Raw genomic sequence first — 18,560 nt, 5'->3', positions numbered from 1 at the left:
CGCGTCAGAGTGCTGCGAGGAGCGGAACGAGCTCGGCGAAGGCGCGTGCACGATGCGACTGCTCCTGCTTCTCCGCGGAGGAGAAGTCGCCCACCGAGCGCTCCTCCCCTGCAGGCTGGCCATCCGGCACGAAGATCGGGTCGTAGCCGAAGCCGCCCGTTCCCGACGCCGCGTGCGCCAGGCGACCCGGCCACCGCCCCTCCACGACCTGCTCGCGGCCGTCCGGCAGCACGAGGGCGATGGTGGAGGTGAAGTGCGCGGCGCGGTGCGGGTCGGCGATGTCGCGCAGCTGGTCCAGCAGCAGTTCGAGGTTCGCGGTCGCATCCTTCTTCTGCCCGGCCCAGTACGCGGAGAAGACCCCCGGAGAGCCGCCGAGGACGTCGACGCAGATGCCGGAGTCGTCGGCGAGGGCCGCAAGCCCCGTGTGCGCTGCGGCCGCCCGCGCCTTGATCAGCGCATTCTCGGCGAATGTCACGCCGTCTTCGACGGGTTCAGGGCCGTCGTAACCGATGATCTCGAGATCAGGACGTGTCCGCTCCACAATCTGCTGGAACTCCGCGACCTTGTGCGGATTGTGCGTCGCGAGCACGACCTGCATCGTCACTCCCCCGCCAGTGCGGCCAGCTGCGCGTCCTTCAGATCGGCGCATCCGCCCAGCCCCAACTCGAGGAGCGCGTCGAGTTCGCGCTTGTCGAACGGCGCTCCCTCCGCAGTCCCCTGCACCTCCACGAAGAGTCCACGGCCGGTGACCACGACGTTCATGTCGGTCTCCGCGCGCACATCCTCGACATATGCCAGATCGAGCATGGGCTCGCCGTCGATGATGCCCACGGACACCGCGGCGACCGAATCGAGCAGCGGGGTGGAGTTCTTGCCGATGAACTTCTTCTCCCGGCCCCATTCGATCGCGTCCGCGAGCGCCACGTAGGCACCGGTGATGGCTGCCGTACGGGTGCCGCCATCCGCCTGGAGCACATCGCAGTCGATGACGATGGTGTTCTCGCCGAGGGCCTTCGTGTCGACGACCGCACGGAGCGCGCGGCCGATCAGCCGGGAGATCTCGTGTGTGCGTCCGCCGATGCGACCCTTGACGCTCTCGCGGTCGTTCCTGCTGTTCGTGGCGCGCGGCAGCATGGAGTACTCGGCGGTGACCCATCCCTTGCCCTTGCCGGTCAGCCACCGCGGCACGCCGTTGGTGAAGGACGCGGTGCACAGCACCTTGGTGCCGCCGAAGCTGATCAATGCCGATCCCTCGGCGTGAGCACTCCAGCCGCGCTCGATGGTGATCTCGCGCAGCTGATCGGTGGAGCGGCCGTCGACGCGGACGATTTCGGACATGTGCTTCTCTCAGGTCGGGATGGCTGATCGCGTCGGAGCGAGACGATCGGGATTAGTCGAAGGCGGTGTCGGGGAGGGTGATGACGCCGGTCTGCACGAGCTGCACATCGCGCACCTCGTGCCCCATCAGTCGGTTGGCCAGCGCGGTGAAGTCGTCGGTCGCGGCCCCCGTGGCCTCGTACACGTAGCTTGCGGTCGCATCCGGTGAGGCGAGCAGGTCACCGCGGACGAGCTGGCGATAGACGTCGCCGGCGGTCTCATCGTCGCTGGAGACGAGCGTGACGCCCTCACCCATGACGTAGCTGATGGCACCACGGAGGAAGGGATAGTGCGTGCAGCCCAGCACGAGAGTGTCGACGTCTGCATCGCGGAGGGGGGCGAGGTACTCCTCGGCCACCGCGAGCACCTCGGGCGTGCCGGTGATACCGGCTTCGACGAACTCGACGAAGCGCGGGCATGCGGCGGTGAAGACCTGCAGCCGCTCGTTCACCTCGAGCATGTCCTGGTAGGCGCGCGAGCCGATCGTGCCGACCGTGCCGATCACGCCGACGCGACCGTTGCGGGTCGTCGACACGGCACGGCGCACCGCGGGACCGATCACTTCGACCACGGGGATGTCGTAGCGCTCCCGAGCATCGCGCAGCATGGCCGCGGAGGCGGTGTTGCACGCGATCACCAGCATCTTCACGCCCTGGTCGACGAGCGTGTCGAGCACTTCGAGCGAGTAGCGGCGCACATCGGCTATGGGCTTCGGCCCGTACGGCGAGTGCGCGGTGTCGCCGATGTAGACGAACGACTCTCGGGGCAGCTGGGCGCGGATGGCCCGCGCCACCGTGAGCCCGCCGACACCGGAGTCGAAGATCCCGATCGGCGCGTCGTTCATGACTCCCCAGCCTACCTGCGCGTGGCCCGCCGCGCGCATCGGGGCGCTCACTAAACTGAGCGCATGACCACGTCGACGGCGCTGCTCACCGACCGCTATGAGCTGACGATGCTCGCCGCCTCCCTTCGGGACGGCACTGCTTTCCGCCCCAGCGTGTTCGAGCTGTTCTCCCGACGCCTCTCCGGTGGCCGCCGTTTCGGTGTGGTCGCCGGCACTGGCCGGCTTCTCGGCCTCCTCCGCGACTTCCGCTTCGGCGAGGACGAGCTGCGCTTCCTGCGCGACGAGGCGGTCGTCGACCCGGCGTCGCTGAAGCACCTCGAGGACTACCGGTTCACGGGCTCGATCCGGGGCTATCGCGAAGGCGAGCTGTACTTCCCCGGCTCCCCCATCCTCACCGTGGAGGGAACGTTCGCGGATGCGGTCGTGCTCGAGACGCTCGCGCTGAGCGTGCTCAACCACGACTCCGCCGTCGCCACTGCCGCGTCGCGCATGAGCATCGCCGCCGGCGAGCGTCCACTGGCCGAGATGGGCTCCCGTCGGGCCGCCGAGCGTTCCGCGGTCGCGGCGGCGCGCGCTGCGTACATCGCGGGCTTCGGCGCCACGAGCAATCTCGAGGCGGGACGAAGCTGGGGCATCCCCACCATGGGCACGGCCGCGCACTCCTGGACGCTGCTGCACGACACCGAGGAGGAGGCGTTCCGGTCCCAGGTCGAGAGTCTGGGCTCCGGCACGACCCTGCTCGTCGACACGTATGACATCCGCACCGGCGTCGAGACCGCCATCCGCGTCGCCGGAACGGAACTCGGTGGTGTGCGGATCGACTCGGGCGACCTCCCGATCGTCGCCGCCGATGTCCGGGCGCAGCTGGACGAGCTCGGTGCCACATCGACGCGCATCACGGTGACCAGCGATCTCGACGAGTACGCGATCGCCGCTCTCGCCGCTTCGCCGGTCGATGCGTACGGGGTGGGCACATCGGTCGTGACCGGCTCCGGATACCCGACAGCGAGCATGGTCTACAAGCTCGTGGCGCGCCAGGATGCCGCCGGGTCGTGGGTCGGCGTCGCCAAGGCATCGGCGGACAAGGCGTCACACGGCGGACGCAAGTCGGCGTTCCGCACCCTTGCGGACGGAGTCGCCACGGCGGAGACGGTCGTCGTCTCGGACGGCTTCGAGCAGCTCGACACGGCAGCCGACCACCCCGACGGCCGACCGCTGCAGGTCACCTTCGTCGAGGCCGGCGACATCGATACGTCGTACGAGGGGGTCGCGGGTACCGCGGCCGCTCGCGCTCATCACCTTCGGGTGCGCGAAGAACTGCCGGTGCGGGCTCTCGCGCTGAGCAAATCCGACCCTGCGATCCCCACCGTGTACGTCGAAGCCGACTGAGGTCAGCCGATCATCGACTCGTAGATCTCCTTGCACGTGGGGCAGATCGGGAACTTCTCCGGGTCGCGCCCCGGGGTCCACTTCTTGCCGCACAGCGCGCGCACCGGCTTGCCGGTGATCGCGGATTCGAGGATCTTGTCCTTCTTCACATAATGCGAGAAGCGCTCATGGTCGCCCGGTTCGAGGTTCTCCTCGCGGAGGAGCTCTTCCAGTTCGCGATCAAGCGTTGCCACGCCGCCCTGATCGGGGCTGTCCAGCGGAGTACTCATCCCGAGAGTCTAGCCGCGTCGAAAGCCTCGCGGGTGGTCGTCATGCCGTCTCGACGAACTCCATGAGACGCTCTCCGCTGCGCTCGAAGATGCGGCCGCCGATGACGGCGCCCAGCACCAGCACCCCGAGGCCGACGAGGAGCCCGACCCAGAAGGTGGCCGGTGCATACGCCGACCCCTCGAGGATCGTGGCAGCGAACAGCCAGATGGTGGGCGCGCTCAGCACGATCGCCCCGAGGAACGTCGCGGCCGGTCCGTAGATCCCGCGGGATGTCGGCCGTTGCGGCTGCTGGAACGGGCTGTCTCCGGGCCGTGAGACCGCGTAGGGCGCAACGACGGAGACGATGCTCGAGATGCCGAGTGCACTGAAGAGGAGGCTGGCGGCCACACCGCCCATGGGCAGCAGGAGACTCCAGTTCCCCACCAGGAGGAGGCTCAGCGGCACAGCGATCGCGAGCACCGGAATGGCGACGAGCAGCACCGGCACGAGGCGACCGAGACGATCGGGCAGCCCCCGGACGCCACTCGCCACGTGCGTCCACAGGGCCGTCGAATCGTAGGCGACGTCGTTGTGCGGCAACCATCCGAAGAACAGTGCCATCACCGGAACGGGGACCAGCGCGGCGATCTCCACCGAGACACCGGCGACGATGAGCGGCAGCACCGTGAGCACACCGGCGACCGGGACCACGATGATGTTCATGATGTAGCGACGGTCGCGGAGCCAGTACACGAGGCTTCGCGAGGCGATCGCCCCGAAGGCGTTCGACGGCAGCAGCCCGAACCAGCCGAGCCCGGTGCGCTCCCGCGAGGCGACCGGGCGCTCGGTCGTCGTGAGGAGTCGCCGGACGAGCCATGCCCACGCGATCCCGAGGAGCACGACGGTGAGGACCGCGATGATCCCGGTGACCCACGCCGAAGCAGTCGCCCCTGCCGCGGAGTCGAAGAGGAATGCCGGCGCTGCCGCGAACGGACTGAAGCCGAAGACGCTGGAAAGGGTCGCCAGCGAGGGGGGCACCAGGCCGTCCCAGCGAAGGGATCCGAAGAACACAGCCACGGGGAACGCGATCACGATCAGGGCGAGCGCGAACAGCGCGGTGAGCTCTCGTGATCGACGCTCGGGAAGGAGCAGGGCGTTGAGCGCCATTCCGATCCGCGAGACCAGCATCGTCGTGACGACGCCGACGACCGTCATCAGGATCGCGAGAGGCCATGGCGTCCCGGCATCGATCGCGACGATGCAGACGCTGATGTAGACGGCGAGGAGCGCGAGGCTGGGCACGCTCACGAATGCGGCCAGCGTGAGTACCCACGGCATCTGCCGCTCATCGACGCCGAAGACCGCGAAGCGGCGAGGATCGAGTTGGTCGACTGCCCCGACGAGGAGCGGTCCGACGAGGAAACCGACGAGAAGGGCAGCGCCACCGAGGACGGTGACCGCACGGGCGACCGGCACCGGAGCGGACGACAGGCTGAAGACCGCGATGCACACCACGGACGTGATCGCGACGACAGCGACGAACGAGATGATCGAACGGACCCGACGGTCGCCGCGCAGAGTTCCGATCAGAAGCGCGAGCCTCAGTCGGAGAACGTGTGCAGCCACTCGAGCCCCTCCACCTCTCCGCTGGAGCCGGCGAGCTCGACGAAGCGCGCCTCGAGCGTCTGCCCTGCGCGCACGTCGTCGACGGTCCCCTCGGCCAGCACTTCCCCTCCGACGATGATGGCCACGCGGGAGCAGACGCGCTCCACCAGATCCATGCCGTGACTGGAGAGGATCACCGTGCCACCGTGCGACACATACGCACGGAGGATGTCGAGGATCACCGCCGAGGAGACGGGATCGACCGATTCGAACGGCTCATCGAGCACGAGCACGCGCGGGGAATGGATCATCGCCCCTGCCAGCATGATCTTCTTCGTCATGCCCGCCGAGTAGTCCGAGACGACGCGGCTGAGCGCATCGCCGAGGTCGAACGCCCGAGCGAGATCTGCCGCGCGCTTCTCGATCACATCAGCCGCAAGGCCGCGCAGCAGCCCGTAGTAGTACAGCAGCTGACGACCGGTGAGGCGGTCGAACGTGCGCAACCTGTCCGGCAGCACGCCCATCAGCTTCTTCGCGGCCAGCGGCTGCTTCGCCTGGTCGATGCCACAGATCACGACGCTGCCCTCGTCTGCGCGCAGGAGCCCGGCGACGATCGAGAGAGTCGTGGTCTTTCCCGCCCCGTTGGGGCCGACCACCCCGTAGAAGGATCCAGCCGGCACGGTCAGGTCTATGCCGTCGACGGCGCGGTTGTCTCCGAACTGCTTGACGAGGCCGCGGATGGTGATCGCTTCGCCCCCGGAGAGTCCGTCCACGGGATCCACGACCTCGGAAGCCGCGTCGTCCGAACCCCCTTCAGCCTCGACGACCTCGACCGACGCGGACGTTCCCGACTCGGTCGGCTCCTCGACGATCGGCTCGGCCTCGACCGGTTCGGCGCCGGCGACCTCCGCCGCGAGGGCGGGTGCAATGACGGGCTCGGCAACCGGCTCGGGTTCGGGTTCGGGTTCGGCGATCGCATCATGCTCCGGAGCAGGCTCAGCCACGGGCTCCGGCGCCGAGGTGACTTCGACCGGCAGCACCGATACTGCGGCTGTCTCGGTGGCACGCATCGGGTCCACCGGAGCCGCTTCGGGGCTCGGAGGCTCCGGGACGTTCTTCGCCGCGTCCGCCGCCGCCTTCTCCGCCTCATCGGCGGCCTTCTTCGCTGCAGCATTCTTCGCTGCCGCGGCCTTCGCCGCCGCTGTCTTCGCCGCCGTGGACTTGGCTGCGGCCGCGCGAGCAGTGGACTTCGTCGCTGCAGCCTTGGACGCGGCCGCTTTCGCCGCGACCGTCTTCGCCGCCGAAGCTTTCGCGGCCGTGGACTTCGCAGCCGTCGACTTCGCAGCAGTCGACTTCGCAGCCGTCGCCTTCGCAGCAGTCGCCTTCGCGGCAGCTGTCTTCGCGGCAGCTGTCTTCGCGGCCGTGGTCTTCGCGGCCGTGGTCTTCGCCGCCGTGGTCTTCGCCGCCGTCGCCTTGGCCGTCGTCGTCTTGGCAGCCGTCTTCGTCGTCGACTTCGGTGCCGTGTTCTTCGCTGCGGTGGTGCGACTGGCTGCGCCGCTGCGCGCGGCAGCGGCGGGCGTTCCGTTCTGGTCGGGCAACGCCTTGACCAAAGGCTCCACGACGATGTCGGCAGTCGGTGCGGCTTTCTCCGCCGCAGCCTTCGCGGTCGATGTCTTCGCGGTCGACGTCTTCGCGGCAGTCGTGGTTCCGCTCGTGGTCGGACGCTTCGCGGCCGGCTTCTTCACGGCCGGCTTCTTCACTGCAGGTCGCTTCGCCGTCGTCCCGGCCGCCGATGCCTCGTCGGAACTCGATTTCTTCACCGGCGGGCGCTTCGCCGACGTCTTCTCTTGCGCGGTCTCGGTCAGGTCCACCTGGGCGGTGCGGTCGTCAGGGGAGGCAGTCACCGTCCTACGGTATCAACGGGCGGCTGTGCGCCAAGGCCGCCGCGCAATAAACTGCCCTCGGATGCTGTGACTTCACAGCGATTGCAGGATGGTCGCAAGCCTGTGCATCACGTGTGTAGTCGATCACGAAATGACAACGGGGCCCTCCTGGCCCTGAGGTTCCCAGGCGGAATCGATACCATGAACGCGGCACGACGAAGTGTCTGGTCGGTTAATCGACCGTGAACACAACTTCCTTTAGGAGCACTCGTGACTCTTCAGACCGTCATCCTCGCCGCCGGAATGGGCTCGCGCCTCGGCCGCGCGCTGCCGAAGCCGCTCACCGAACTGAGCGACGGCCGCACGATCATGGGCCAGCAGCACGACAACATCCGGGCCGCATTCGGCTCCGACGCCCGAATCACGACCGTGGTGGGCTACCGCGCCGAGACCATCATCGATGCCTTCCCGCACGTGAACTACGTCCACAACGAGCGCTACGACGAGACCAACACCTCCAAGAGCCTGCTGCGCGCCCTCGGTGCCACCGGTCGCGGCGGTGTGCTGTGGATGAACGGCGATGTCGTCTTCGACCCGATGATCCTCGGCCGGGCTCTCGAATACATCGAGCGCGACCAGTCCTTCGTCACGGTGAACACCTCCAAGGTCAGCGACGAAGAGGTGAAGTACACGGTCACCGCCGAGGGCTTCATCAACGAACTGTCCAAGACCGTCAAGGGCGGACTGGGCGAGGCTGTGGGCATCAACTACATCTCCTCCGCGCAGAAGAAGGCCTTCATGCGCCAGCTGCAGCGGGTGGAGGACCAGGACTACTTCGAGCGCGGCCTCGAACTCGCGATCGCCGAGGACGGCCTGCTGCTCGAGCCGATGGACGTCTCCGACCTGTACGCGGTCGAGGTCGACTTCGCCGAAGACCTGGAGCGCGCGAACCTCTTCGTCTGATCGAACGACACGAAAGCCCGGTCCCCCTCGCGGGACCGGGCTTTCGGCGTTTTCGCGGGCTGTCTCCATAGGATCTCTGCATGGCCCCCAAGGTGCACAAGATCCATTCGCTCCCGGACGACGCTCCGTGGGACAAGGGCGTTCCCCCCGCCGGCTCGGCGGAGCACCCGATGATGGTGCGTGGTCTCGATCGCGTGCTGGCGATCCAGCGCCCACTCGTCCTCGCGCACATCCGCAGCATCCGGCTGCGCAATCCCCAGGCTTCACCCGCGGAACTCATCCGCATCCTCGAGCGGCGCTACCTCGCGGCCGTGACGACCGGAGGTGCGGCGGTGGGAGCGACCGCCGTCGTGCCGGGCATCGGCACCGGTGTCACCCTCGCCCTCTCCGGGGTCGAGACCGTGGGTTTCGTGGAGTCCACCGCCCTGTTCGCCCAGTCGGTCGCCGAGGTGCACGGGATCGCCGTGGCGAACCCGGATCGCGCCCGCGCCCTGGTGATGACGCTGATGCTCGGCAAGGAGGGCGTCGACCTCGTCGGACAGCTCGCCGGCCAGGTCGCTGGGCGCGGCGGCAGCAGGTCCTCGTACTGGGGTGAGCTCGTCACGAAATCCCTCCCCCGTGCCGCAGTCGGCCCCCTCGTCGACCAGCTCAAGAGCATGTTCGTGAAGCAGTTCGCGGCGAAGGGAGGCGCGTCGGTCATCGGCAAGGCTCTCCCGTTCGGCATCGGCGCCGCGATCGGAGGCGCGGGGAACAACATCCTCGGCCGCCGCGTGCTGACCACTTCGCACAAGGCCTTCGGCTCTGCGCCGATCGACCTGCCGCTCGAGCTGGAGCCTGTCCCCGGGGCCGAGAAGCTCGAGCTGCGGATGCTCCGGGGCGCCCGCTACGCCGGGAACGCGGTGGTGGGTGCCGCCGGCACCGTGGCACGAGGCGCGGAGTGGGTCGGGCACCGTGTCGGCGGACGTGCAGGTCGCCGACGAGAGAGCCCGTCCGAAGAGCTCGAGGCCGGCACCGGCGACCACTCCCTGCCCTCGAACCCCGGCGACGAGCGCGAAGAGCGCGAAGAGCGCTGAGCGCAGGTCGCCAAAGGATCCGCTGAGCCGTTGTGGCGAGCATCCAACAGCGGGGGGCGAGCCGACGATAGGGTGGAATCCGTGACGGACAAGCCCGACCTCTTTACCACCGCCGGCAAGATCGCGGACCTGCGCGCTCGCTACACGGAAGCCGTCGTCGACGCGGAAGCGAAGGCGAAGGAGAAGCAGCACGCGAAGGGCAAGATGACCGCCCGCGAGCGCGTCGAGCTGCTCGTGGATCCGGGAAGCTTCGTCGAGTTCGACGAGTATGTACGCCACCGCACCACGGCCTTCGGCATGGATCGCTCCCGCCCCTACGGCGACTCCGTCGTCACCGGCGTCGGCACCATCAACGGGCGCACCGTCGCGGTGTACTCGCAGGACTTCTCCACCTTCGGCGGCTCGCTCGGCGAGGTCGCCGGCGAGAAGATCGTGAAGATCATGGAGTTCGCCCTCGCCGGAGGGATGCCCTGCATCGGCATCCTCGACTCCGGCGGCGCGCGCATCCAGGAGGGCGTCGTCGCGCTCGGCAAGTACGGTGAGATCTTCCGCCTGAACACCCGCGCTTCCGGTGTCATCCCGCAGATCTCCATCATCATGGGCCCGGCCGCGGGTGGTGCGGTGTACTCCCCCGCTCTGACCGACTTCGTCATCATGGTCGACAAGACCAGCCAGATGTTCGTCACGGGTCCCGATGTGATCAAGACCGTGACCGGTGAAGACGTGGGGATGGAGGAGTTGGGCGGCGCCTACACCCACAACACCCGATCCGGTGTCGCGCACTACCTCGCGGAAGACGAGGACGACGCCATCGATTACGCGCGCACGCTCCTGAGCTTTCTCCCGGACAACAACATGGCGGAACTCCCGTCGTACGAGAGCGCGTTCGAGTTCGAGACGACAGACGCCGATCGCGTGCTCAACACGATCGTCCCCGACTCGACCAACCAGCCCTATGACATCCACACGGTGATCGAGCACGTCGTCGACGAGGGCGATTTCCTCGAGGTGCAGCCGCTGTTCGCGCCCAACATCGTGATCGGCTTCGGTCGTGTCGAAGGTCGCTCGGTCGGCATCATCGCCAACCAGCCGTCGCAGATGGCCGGCACCCTGAACATCGAGGCCGGCGAGAAGGCCAGTCGCTTCGTGCGATTCTGCGATGCCTTCTCGATCCCGATCGTCACGCTGGTCGACGTGCCCGGCTACCTTCCCGGCACGGACCAGGAGTGGACCGGCGTCATCCGCCGCGGTGCGAAGCTGCTCTACGCCTACGCGGAGGCCACCGTGCCCCTCGTCACCGTCATCCTGCGCAAGGCCTACGGGGGTGCGTACATCGTGATGGGCTCGAAGCAGCTCGGCGCGGATGTGAACCTCGCGTGGCCGACCGCCGAGATCGCGGTCATGGGCGGTCAGGGGGCGGTCAACATCCTGTACCGCGGTGAGATCAAGAAGGCGGAGGAGGCCGGCGAGGACGTCGCCGCCGTGCGTACCCGGCTCGCGAACGAGTACACCTACAACGTGGCGTCTCCTTTCCTGGCAGCTGAGCGCGGGGAGCTCGACGGCATCATCGAACCGGCCAACACCCGCGTCTCGATCGCGAAGGCCCTGCGCGCCCTGCGCGGAAAGCGCGCGGAGCTGCCCCCGAAGAAGCACGGGAACATCCCCCTGTGACCGAGCACAACCCGCAGGGCGGCCCCTCCTCGGACGCGCCGCTGCTCGACATCACCCGGGGCGCGGCCACCGAGGAGGAGCTCGCCGCTCTCATCGCGGTGATCAGCGAGGCGTACGCGACCGAGGAGGCCGCAGCCGTGGCCGACGAGCCCGCCGTCTCCGCCTGGGCCAGGACGCAGCGTCCGTTGCGTCGCCCGCTCCGTCGCGACATACCGTGGGGCCGTTTCTCCGGCTGACGCCGCTCGGAACACGGAAAGAAACGCCGTCGGCGTGGTCCGCGAACCCTCCGCTTCACGAACCACGTCGACGATCGTCGCAGGACCCCCAGCGCCCTGCGCGGCCGCGTCCCCGTCGCCGCCTCGTCCGCCCCTCTTCGAGAGCCGGACGGATCCCCCCTCGTGAAGACCTGCGTGCTCCGCGGCGTGCGACGGTGCCGTGCGCACAGCAGAAGGCGGACTCCGCTGATCTGTCCGAAGGACGAAACTCAAATACTATATCGATTCGACTTATGCTCGCAAAGGTGACCCCCGAGCACTCAGCTGTCGAGCACTCAGCTGTCGAGCAGGAGGTCGGAGGCACGCGGGCTCAGGACCGAGTCGAGGACGACGCACGCCGCTCCCACCGCACCGACATCGTCGCCCACCACCGTGCCGTCGACGGGGAGGGTGCGTATCGCCCTGGTGGCGCTGGCCCGATCGAGCAGGTCGGGGATCTCTGCCAGGTACACATCAGCGAGCCGCGACCAGAACGGCCCACCGAAGACGACGCGGTCGACGTCGAGCATGTTCGTGAGCACCGCCGTCAGCACCGTGATGTGGGCGGCGGAGCGCCGAAGCACCTCCCCCGCGGCTTCGTCCCCGGCAGCCGCTCGCTCGCACAGCTGCCCGAATCGCTGGTCGACTGCCGCGGCGTCGCTCGTCTGATGCTCGTCGTCGAATACCCCTGCCCTCTCCGCCTGCTCGATGATCGCCTGCGGGGTGCACACCACCTCGACGCATCCGCGGGCCCCGCACGCGCAGGACGGTCCGTCGGGGTCGACGATGATGTGGCCGATCTCGCCGATGTTGCGTGTGCTCCCCCGGACCGCCTCTCCATCACGTGCGATGGCCGCGCCGATACCGATCCCCAGATAGACGAAGACGAAGGAGTCGTCCGCCGATTCCCGCCTCGTCCAGAGCTCGCCCACCGCAGCCGAGGTCGTGTCCTTCTCCACGACCACGGGCAACCCCGTCGCCTCCGCGAGCACTGCCCGCAACGGCACACGGTGCCAGCCTGCGAGCTTAGGCGGGTCGATCACCGTCCCCAGCTCCGCGTCGAGCGGGCCGGGAGCCGCGACCCCCACCCCGGCGATCCGGGAGCGGTCGACGCCCGAACCGACGATCAACGCATCGATCGTCGACGCCATGGCCTCGACGATGCGGTGGGGATCCTCGGCAGGGGTTCGCACGCTCAGACGACGGACGACCGCGCCGGCCAGATCCAACAGCACGAAAGTCATCAGCGCGGGATCCAGATGGACCCCCACGGCGAAGCGGCTGTCCGCGACGAGCCGCAGGGTGACCCGCGGCTTGCCTGGTCCGTTGATCGTTCGACCCGCTTCCCTGATGAAGCCGTCATCGAGGAGTCTGCGGGTGATGTTCGTGACCGTCTGCGCCGAGAGGCGCGTCGCCGTCGACAGCTCGATCCTGCTGAGCCCTTCGCCGGACTGCCGGATGGCCTCCAGGATCACGGACTGATTGAAGTCGCCCATGCGCGGAAGGTTGGTGCCACGACGCGTTGCCATCGTCCAATGATGGCCTATCGGGGGTGAAATCGTGTCCCCCAAAATACCTACAGACAATGTTCGCGCGAACCATCAGACTGAGGGGGACGCTTCGCGTTCGGCTGGTCTCTCTGTCCCAGGGTCGACAGACGCTGATCGGCCACCAGCGGACGGTTTTCGGGTAACTGTCCGCACGGAGAGGGGCAGGCGGATTCGCCGCCCCTCTCCCACTCTCACCATCCTCGACTCCGGTCATCTCCCCAGGCCGGAGCCGAGGACGCATGCGTTCGTCCGCTGTCCCCGCCTGCCAGCCCTGTGCCCGCCTGTCAGCGCGGAATCTCGTGCCAGAGGTCGACGGCGTCATCGTCGCCGGACGCCCGTGAGCCGGCGCGGCCGACCACCGTGACGGCGACACGGGGATCACGCGCCGAGCGGATGATCAGACGAGCGGTCTGCGCGCGACTGAGCACGACGGCCAGCTCGTCCCTGATCAGTTCTCGCCGTGTCTCGTCGATCCCGTCGAAACCGCCCTCATCGAAGACCGTGACCACCACCCCCCGGCGTCGTGCCGCCTCGATCGCGTTGCGCACGGCGTCGTTGAGGAGATCGGCTCCGCGCAACTCGTCGCGCAGCCTGCCCTCGGCGAGGCGGGCGTCCATCCGCTCCTGCTCGTCCAGCACACCCCGCGCGGCCACCACTCTGCTGAGGACGGGACCGGCGACGGCCAGCGCGAACTGCGTGCGCAGGCGCCGCTCCCGCTGACGCACCCGCTGCGTCGCATGCCACGCGGACACGGCCTGCTGGATCTCGGCGAGGCGCTCCGTGTCACGCACGGCGCGGTCCCAGAACATCACCAGGAGCCCAGCGACCACCACCCACATGATGGAGCCGACGAGTCCGAGGTTGAGGGCGACGACGAATCCCAGATAGGCCGACGCGGTGACGACGAGCACCCCGAGAACGAGAACACCGATCAGAGCGCGCCTCCGGACGACGCAGACGACGCCGAGCAGTCCGAGCGCCCCGATGTACCACGTGGCGAAGGGAGCCGTCCGATCCGCCGGGTCGAGCGACGAGGTGACGAGGATGGGGATGAGCGCACTCGCCACCAGCGCCAGGATCGCCGACCACATCGGCATCCTGACGACGGTGCCGTGTCCGAGGATCGAGACGTTCACGACCACGAGGTACAACACGATCGCGAGCACCATCACCAGCGGTGCGGTCGGCTGCTCGATCCACCAGATCCCCCTGGCGACGAAGTACAGGGCGAAGCCGACGGCGAGGGAGGTGGCGACACTCCGCACGGTGCGGTTCACGAGCGCTCCCACCCCAGGACGACAGTGGTCCCGTGCCCGTCGGAGAGGATGTCGGCGGTGCCGGCCACCCCCGCCATGCGCGCGAAGATCGACGCACGGATCCCGAGTCGGTCGACGCCGATCGACTCGACGTCGAATCCGGGTCCAGTGTCGGAGATGGTCACGCCGATGCCCTCGTCCCCGTGCCCTTCGACGATGATGTGGAGTCCGCGCCCGCCGGCATGCGAGACCGCGTTGCCGATTGCCTGTCTTGCCGCGAGCACCAGCGCGCGGGCAGCACGTCCGGGGATGAGTCCGATGCCTCCGCGCTCCTCCACGATCGCATCGGCGCCGAGCTCGGACAGCGCCCGACGCAGCTCGACAACGATCTGCACCGTTCCGACCGGTTCGTCGCTCCCCTCCTGTGCGACGGCGGCCTCGGTGTTCGCGAGGCGCGTGAGAGCCTCTCGCGCCATCGCCACGGCCAGCTCCCTGGCGCGTTCGCCCTCGGCACGCTCCGCGGCGATCAGAGCGGCCAGCACACTGTCGTGCATCAGGGCGGACATCGCCGCCCTCTCCTCCTCGGCCGCCGCCGCTGCCGCAGCAGTGGAGTACGACGCGACCGCCTGCCCCCTGGCCTCGTCCACCCCGGCGGCGACCGAGCGGAACATCCAGCCGAGTGAGACGATCACCACGCCGAGGATGAGGGTGAACGAGACGTCGAAGGCGGTCGTCACCCAGAAATCGCGCGAGAACTCGCCCTGGACGAGACGGACATAGCCGTACACGAACGGCACTCCCGCCGCCCAGACGAACTGCAGCGCCAGGGGGAAGGCGAGCATGGCCGCGACGACACCGACGTTGACGAGGAAGAAGATCCACGGCTGCTCTCCGGCCCCCTTGTCGGAGGGGTCGACGATCGTCGGCCACGCGGCGAGCACCAGCACATACACCACGGCGAAGATGCCGGAGAAGGTGCGCACCCCGCGTCCGATCAGGCACGCCACCAGCATCGCGAGCAGGGGTACGAACACCACACACAACGCGACCACATGCGCGGGGTCCGCGTCCGACAGGGATGCCATCGCGGAGACCAGCGCCTGGGCGCCGAGCACAGCCGAGCCGATCGCGACCACGATGGCGAGGATCCGCTCCATGCGCTTGCCGGTGAAGCGCTCGTATGCTGTCTCCGTGCTGCCCGGAGACGGAATCTTGCTCCAGGCGTCGCGGATGCTCAGCGGCTCAGCGGCCACCGAGTGCCTCGTCGGCTGTGACGATCCCGTCTTCCATCGCTCGCCGGAGCAGGTCGACCTTCGTGGGCGCCGGGCGCCCGACCTCGACGTACTTCACGCGGATGCGGGTGATGTTCTCCTTGGCGGTCGAGTACGCGACGCCCAGCTTCTCGGCCACGGCCTTCAACGGCAGACCCGTCGCGTACAGGCGGAGGACCTCCCGTTCGCGGGTGGCGAGCTGCGCGTCGGCGAACGCGCGGTCTCCGTCGACAGCGCTCGCCCACTCCACGTTGTTGAGGGCCTCGCCCTGTGCGACCGTGCGGATCGCGTCCAGCACGTCGTCGAGTGCTGACGACTTGCTCACCACTCCCGCCGCACCGGCGGAGAGGGCTTCCCGCACGGCTGCAGGACGATCCGCCACACTGTGGATCACCACGCTGGCGCCGTCGTTCACGAGGGCGGTCACGTTCTCAGTAACGGTCGTGCCGTCTCCCAGCGTGAGGTCGAGCACGACCACATCGGCCGGCGCGGCCCCCGTCGCCTTCCGCCAGTCGATGTACGACACCACGGTGCTCCCGGAGAAGACCACGGTCTGCGAATCCCGCTCGCACGCGGCCTCGAGACCGAGGCGAACGGACTCGTGATCGTCGATGAGTGCGACCGTGCTCATCCCCTCAGCCTACTGAGTCCCCTCGGAAGGCCGTGGATCGCTCATCGTGTGAGCAGTGCCACGACCTCGAAGTGGTGGGAGTGCGGGAACAGATCGAAGCCGCGAAGACGGTCGACATTCCACCCGAGCGTGCGGAACGTGCCGAGATCGCGTGCGAGCGCCACCGGGTCGCAGGCGACGTAGGCGATGGCGTCGGGGGCGAGCCCGTGGATCGCCTCGACCACCTGACGCCCCGCTCCGGCCCGCGGCGGATCGAGCACGACGGCCCCGGCCCGACCGCCGCCCTTGCGCGTGGCGAGGAACCGATCGACTCGGGCTGTCACCGCGTCGATCTCGAGAGGGGCGAGGTTCGCCGCAGCATGCTGAGTGGCACGTGCATTCGACTCGACCGTCACGATGTCCGTGCCCCCGAGGTCGGCCAGGGTCGCCGCGAACAGCCCGACCCCGCCGTACAGGTCGAAATGGGTCTTCTCCTCGTCGACGTGACCGTCGAGGATGCCGTAGACCGCGGCATCGAGCACCGAGGCGGCGCGCGGATGCACCTGCCAGAAGCCCGTGGAGTCGACGTCGAAGCGGCGGTCGTTGACCATCTCCTGGATCACCTCGGGCGCCGGGCGCTTGCGGAAGCCCCTCTGCACGCGCGGGGCGCGCTCGGTCTCCTCACGACGGATCACGCGCACGGTGCCGTCGGCGGGCTCCACGAGCTCGATGCGACCAGGAGCCTCCCCGTGCAGCGCGAGCGCTGCCGCGGCGATCGCCGGCCGCGCCAGCGGGTACGACGTCACCGGCACGACACGGTGACTGCGTGAGGCATACGGCCCCACCACTCCCGCGTCGTCGACGTGCAGCGTCACCCTCGTGCGCCATCCTCGACCGTCTCCGGACTCCACGGCCTCGATCTCGGGCGCGACGAGGCCCTTCCCCGCGAAGCGGTCGAGGGCCTCGGTCAGCACGCGCCTCTTGAGCTCACGCTGGTGATCGAGATCGATGTGCCCGAGATCAGCTCCTCCTGGACGATCAGCGGGATCGCGCGACACGTCGGCCTCCGCCCAGATGTGGGGACGGCGGTGCTCCGACGCTTCCAACACCTCGATCGTCTCGGCCCGCCAGAAACTGCGGGTGTCGGCATCGGCCCCCTCCTGCGGAGCGATCAGTCGGGCACGGACGCGCTCACCGGGGATCGCGTCGGACACGAACACCACTCGTCCCTCGTGCCGCGCGATGAACGTGCCCCCGTGAGCGATGCCGGTGATGTCGAGTTCGAGCACGTCGGCTGGGGAGGAAGTCATCCTTCGAGGATACGGTGGTGGACATGCGCGTCTGCCTCGCCTCGACCTCTCCCGCCCGACTCATGCTGCTGCGTCAGGCGGGCATCGAGCCGCTCACCGTGTCACCGGACGTCGACGAGGACGCCGTCGCCGCCGCTGCGGAGGCGGAAAGGGGCGAGCCCCTGGCGCCCGAGGAGTTGGTGCTGCTGCTCGCCCGCGCGAAGGCCTCCGCCGTGGCACACAGCCTCATCGAGCACGGCGGGTTCGACGGCCTGGTCATCGGCGGTGACTCGATGTTCGCGCTGGACGGGCGCGTCTACGGCAAGCCGTACACTCCGGAGGAAGCGACCAGGCGCTGGCGAGAGATGCGCGGAGCCACGGGCATCCTGCACTCCGGCCACTCCGTCTTCCGGGTCGCCCCCGGTGCCGAGCCCACGGAAGCCACCGCCGTCGCCGAAGCCGCTGTGACGTTCGCCTCCGACGTGACCGACGCCGAGATCGCCGCGTACGTCGCCTCAGGCGAACCGCTGCTCGTGGCGGGGGCCTTCACCGTGGACAGCCTGGGGGGAGCCTTCATCACCCGCGTGGAGGGCGACCCGTCCACGGTCGTCGGCATGTCCCTGTCCACCGTCCGCCGTCTCGCCGCGGAGCTCGGCGTTCGCTGGACCGACCTCTGGTCGTAGACTCCCATCCACGTTTTCCCGACTTTCTTGTGGGGAGTCGTCAAAGGGATCGCGGTCGTTCTCGCTAGGCTGGCAAGCATGCCTGCTATCGCCAAGGTGCTCATCGCCAACCGCGGCGAGATCGCCGTCCGCATCATCCGCGCCGCCCGTGACTCCGGGATCGCCTCCGTCGCCGTCTACGCCGACCAGGATCGTGATGCCCTGCACACCCGCCTCGCAGACGAGGCCTACGCGCTCGGCGGCTCGACGAGCGCCGAGACCTACCTCCAGATCGAGAAGATCCTCTCGATCGCCCGCCGTGCCGGCGCCGACGCCGTGCACCCCGGCTACGGCTTCCTCGCCGAGAACGCCGAGTTCGCCCGCGCCATCATCGACGCGGGGATGACCTGGATCGGCCCCTCCCCCGAAGCCATCGAGGCCCTCGGTGACAAGGTGACCGCGCGTCACGTGGCCGAGAAGGTCGGCGCACCCCTCGCCCCCGGAACGCCGGGACCGGTCGAGGGCGCAGACGAGGTCATCGCCTTCGCGAAGGAGTTCGGCCTCCCGATCGCCATCAAGGCCGCCTACGGCGGCGGCGGACGCGGCCTCAAGGT

19 protein-coding genes are annotated in these 18,560 nt (G+C 68.6%); 8 read left to right on the top strand and 11 right to left on the bottom strand.

What is annotated here, in order from left to right; all coding sequences use genetic code 11:
• Window positions 1-4: 4 nt before the first annotated feature.
• The 3 genes from rdgB to murI are packed head-to-tail and all read right to left on the bottom strand — an operon-like array spanning window position 5 to window position 2,221.
• Window positions 5-598 carry an RdgB/HAM1 family non-canonical purine NTP pyrophosphatase gene (gene rdgB / locus AX744_RS17210; RefSeq protein ID WP_046748973.1) on the bottom strand — a complete coding sequence of 198 codons (594 nt, stop codon included), beginning with the start codon at window positions 596-598 and terminating at the stop codon, window positions 5-7.
• A 2-nt stretch (window positions 599-600) separates the two neighbouring features.
• Window positions 601-1,338 (bottom strand): ribonuclease PH, encoded by a 738-nt coding sequence (rph, locus tag AX744_RS17205; RefSeq protein WP_046748972.1) that lies wholly within the window; start codon window positions 1,336-1,338, stop codon window positions 601-603.
• 52 nt (window positions 1,339-1,390) lie between these two features.
• Entirely contained in the window at window positions 1,391-2,221 is an 831-nt protein-coding gene (murI, locus tag AX744_RS17200; RefSeq protein WP_061018239.1) for a glutamate racemase, read from the bottom strand.
• A 63-nt stretch (window positions 2,222-2,284) separates the two neighbouring features.
• On the opposite strand from murI, the gene AX744_RS17195 reads away from it, so the two are divergent.
• Window positions 2,285-3,610 carry a nicotinate phosphoribosyltransferase gene (locus AX744_RS17195; protein ID WP_061018238.1) on the top strand — a complete coding sequence of 442 codons (1,326 nt, stop codon included), beginning with the start codon at window positions 2,285-2,287 and terminating at the stop codon, window positions 3,608-3,610.
• A 2-nt stretch (window positions 3,611-3,612) separates the two neighbouring features.
• On the opposite strand, the gene AX744_RS17190 is transcribed toward AX744_RS17195, so the two are convergent.
• The 3 genes from AX744_RS17190 to AX744_RS17180 are packed head-to-tail and all read right to left on the bottom strand — an operon-like array spanning window position 3,613 to window position 6,534.
• Window positions 3,613-3,879: a DUF3039 domain-containing protein gene (locus AX744_RS17190; protein ID WP_026049764.1), complete on the bottom strand. Its 267-nt coding sequence runs from the start codon at window positions 3,877-3,879 to the stop codon at window positions 3,613-3,615.
• A 40-nt stretch (window positions 3,880-3,919) separates the two neighbouring features.
• Window positions 3,920-5,485, bottom strand: a complete 1,566-nt coding sequence (locus AX744_RS17185) for a hypothetical protein (RefSeq protein WP_061018235.1) — start codon at window positions 5,483-5,485, stop codon at window positions 3,920-3,922.
• Complete coding sequence (locus tag AX744_RS17180; RefSeq protein WP_082738573.1) at window positions 5,461-6,534, bottom strand: ABC transporter ATP-binding protein; 1,074 nt, start codon at window positions 6,532-6,534, stop codon at window positions 5,461-5,463. Before AX744_RS17180 ends, AX744_RS17185 begins: the two co-directional genes overlap by 25 nt.
• Between AX744_RS17180 and AX744_RS20875 the strand changes: the two genes are divergently transcribed.
• The 5 genes from AX744_RS20875 (at window position 6,524) to AX744_RS17155 (ending at window position 11,290) form a co-directional block, all read left to right on the top strand.
• Window positions 6,524-7,438, top strand: coding sequence for a hypothetical protein (locus AX744_RS20875; protein WP_061018233.1), 915 nt, complete (start codon window positions 6,524-6,526; stop codon window positions 7,436-7,438). The genes AX744_RS17180 and AX744_RS20875 overlap by 11 nt on opposite strands.
• A 179-nt stretch (window positions 7,439-7,617) precedes the next feature.
• On the top strand, window positions 7,618-8,310 hold the full coding sequence (locus AX744_RS17170) for a phosphocholine cytidylyltransferase family protein (RefSeq protein ID WP_046748968.1): 693 nt from the start codon (window positions 7,618-7,620) through the stop codon (window positions 8,308-8,310).
• 80 nt (window positions 8,311-8,390) lie between these two features.
• The gene (locus AX744_RS17165) at window positions 8,391-9,383 is read left to right on the top strand and encodes a hypothetical protein (RefSeq protein WP_231728844.1); all 993 of its coding nucleotides are present in this window, start codon (window positions 8,391-8,393) and stop codon (window positions 9,381-9,383) included.
• Window positions 9,384-9,464: 81 nt separating this feature from the next.
• A complete protein-coding gene (locus tag AX744_RS17160) occupies window positions 9,465-11,054 on the top strand; it encodes an acyl-CoA carboxylase subunit beta (RefSeq protein WP_374168968.1) in 1,590 nt (529 codons plus the stop codon).
• The gene (locus AX744_RS17155; protein WP_061018231.1) at window positions 11,051-11,290 is read left to right on the top strand and encodes an acyl-CoA carboxylase subunit epsilon; all 240 of its coding nucleotides are present in this window, start codon (window positions 11,051-11,053) and stop codon (window positions 11,288-11,290) included. Before AX744_RS17160 ends, AX744_RS17155 begins: the two co-directional genes overlap by 4 nt.
• A 314-nt stretch (window positions 11,291-11,604) precedes the next feature.
• Here the strand turns inward: AX744_RS17155 and AX744_RS17150 are convergent, their stop codons facing one another.
• From AX744_RS17150 to AX744_RS17130, 5 genes are all read right to left on the bottom strand, one after another.
• Window positions 11,605-12,804 (bottom strand): ROK family transcriptional regulator, encoded by a 1,200-nt coding sequence (locus AX744_RS17150; RefSeq protein ID WP_061018229.1) that lies wholly within the window; start codon window positions 12,802-12,804, stop codon window positions 11,605-11,607.
• Window positions 12,805-13,142: 338 nt separating this feature from the next.
• Window positions 13,143-14,135 carry a hypothetical protein gene (locus AX744_RS17145; RefSeq protein ID WP_231728843.1) on the bottom strand — a complete coding sequence of 331 codons (993 nt, stop codon included), beginning with the start codon at window positions 14,133-14,135 and terminating at the stop codon, window positions 13,143-13,145.
• A complete protein-coding gene (locus tag AX744_RS17140) occupies window positions 14,132-15,367 on the bottom strand; it encodes an ATP-binding protein (protein WP_058631808.1) in 1,236 nt (411 codons plus the stop codon). Before AX744_RS17140 ends, AX744_RS17145 begins: the two co-directional genes overlap by 4 nt.
• Window positions 15,357-16,016, bottom strand: coding sequence for a response regulator transcription factor (locus AX744_RS17135; RefSeq protein WP_046748963.1), 660 nt, complete (start codon window positions 16,014-16,016; stop codon window positions 15,357-15,359). The genes AX744_RS17140 and AX744_RS17135 overlap by 11 nt, the downstream gene beginning before the upstream one ends.
• A 41-nt stretch (window positions 16,017-16,057) precedes the next feature.
• Window positions 16,058-17,305 (bottom strand): class I SAM-dependent RNA methyltransferase, encoded by a 1,248-nt coding sequence (locus AX744_RS17130; RefSeq protein WP_061018224.1) that lies wholly within the window; start codon window positions 17,303-17,305, stop codon window positions 16,058-16,060.
• A gap of 23 nt (window positions 17,306-17,328) precedes the next feature.
• Here AX744_RS17130 and AX744_RS17125 point away from each other — a divergent pair, with 23 nt between their 5' ends.
• Entirely contained in the window at window positions 17,329-17,967 is a 639-nt protein-coding gene (locus tag AX744_RS17125) for a Maf family protein (protein WP_061018256.1), read from the top strand.
• Window positions 17,968-18,045: 78 nt separating this feature from the next.
• The coding region (locus AX744_RS17120) for a biotin carboxylase N-terminal domain-containing protein (protein ID WP_331709312.1) at window positions 18,046-18,560 on the top strand (515 nt) is incomplete at its 3' end.

It is taken from the genome of Microbacterium sp. CCH5-D1 (assembly GCF_001557335.1).
GTDB lineage: Bacteria > Actinomycetota > Actinomycetes > Actinomycetales > Microbacteriaceae > Microbacterium > Microbacterium oxydans.
The sequence above is the reverse complement of the archived record's forward strand: the minus strand, read 5'-3'. Positions and strand labels throughout refer to the sequence as shown.

Bases quoted from the DNA above. Each gene is read 5' to 3' on its own strand.
- rph (WP_046748972.1), bottom strand. From the start codon at position 1,338: ATGTCCGAAATCGTCCGCGTCGACGGCCGCTCCACCGATCAGCTGCGC.
- AX744_RS17195 (WP_061018238.1), top strand. From the start codon at position 2,285: ATGACCACGTCGACGGCGCTGCTCACCGACCGCTATGAGCTGACGATG.
- AX744_RS17150 (WP_061018229.1), bottom strand. From the start codon at position 12,804: ATGGGCGACTTCAATCAGTCCGTGATCCTGGAGGCCATCCGGCAGTCC.
- murI (WP_061018239.1), bottom strand. From the start codon at position 2,221: ATGAACGACGCGCCGATCGGGATCTTCGACTCCGGTGTCGGCGGGCTC.
- AX744_RS17180 (WP_082738573.1), bottom strand. From the start codon at position 6,534: ATGCGTGCCACCGAGACAGCCGCAGTATCGGTGCTGCCGGTCGAAGTC.
- AX744_RS17125 (WP_061018256.1), top strand. From the start codon at position 17,329: ATGCGCGTCTGCCTCGCCTCGACCTCTCCCGCCCGACTCATGCTGCTG.
- AX744_RS17135 (WP_046748963.1), bottom strand. From the start codon at position 16,016: ATGAGCACGGTCGCACTCATCGACGATCACGAGTCCGTTCGCCTCGGT.
- rdgB (WP_046748973.1), bottom strand. From the start codon at position 598: ATGCAGGTCGTGCTCGCGACGCACAATCCGCACAAGGTCGCGGAGTTC.
- AX744_RS17130 (WP_061018224.1), bottom strand. From the start codon at position 17,305: ATGACTTCCTCCCCAGCCGACGTGCTCGAACTCGACATCACCGGCATC.
- AX744_RS17165 (WP_231728844.1), top strand. From the start codon at position 8,391: ATGGCCCCCAAGGTGCACAAGATCCATTCGCTCCCGGACGACGCTCCG.
- AX744_RS17190 (WP_026049764.1), bottom strand. From the start codon at position 3,879: ATGAGTACTCCGCTGGACAGCCCCGATCAGGGCGGCGTGGCAACGCTT.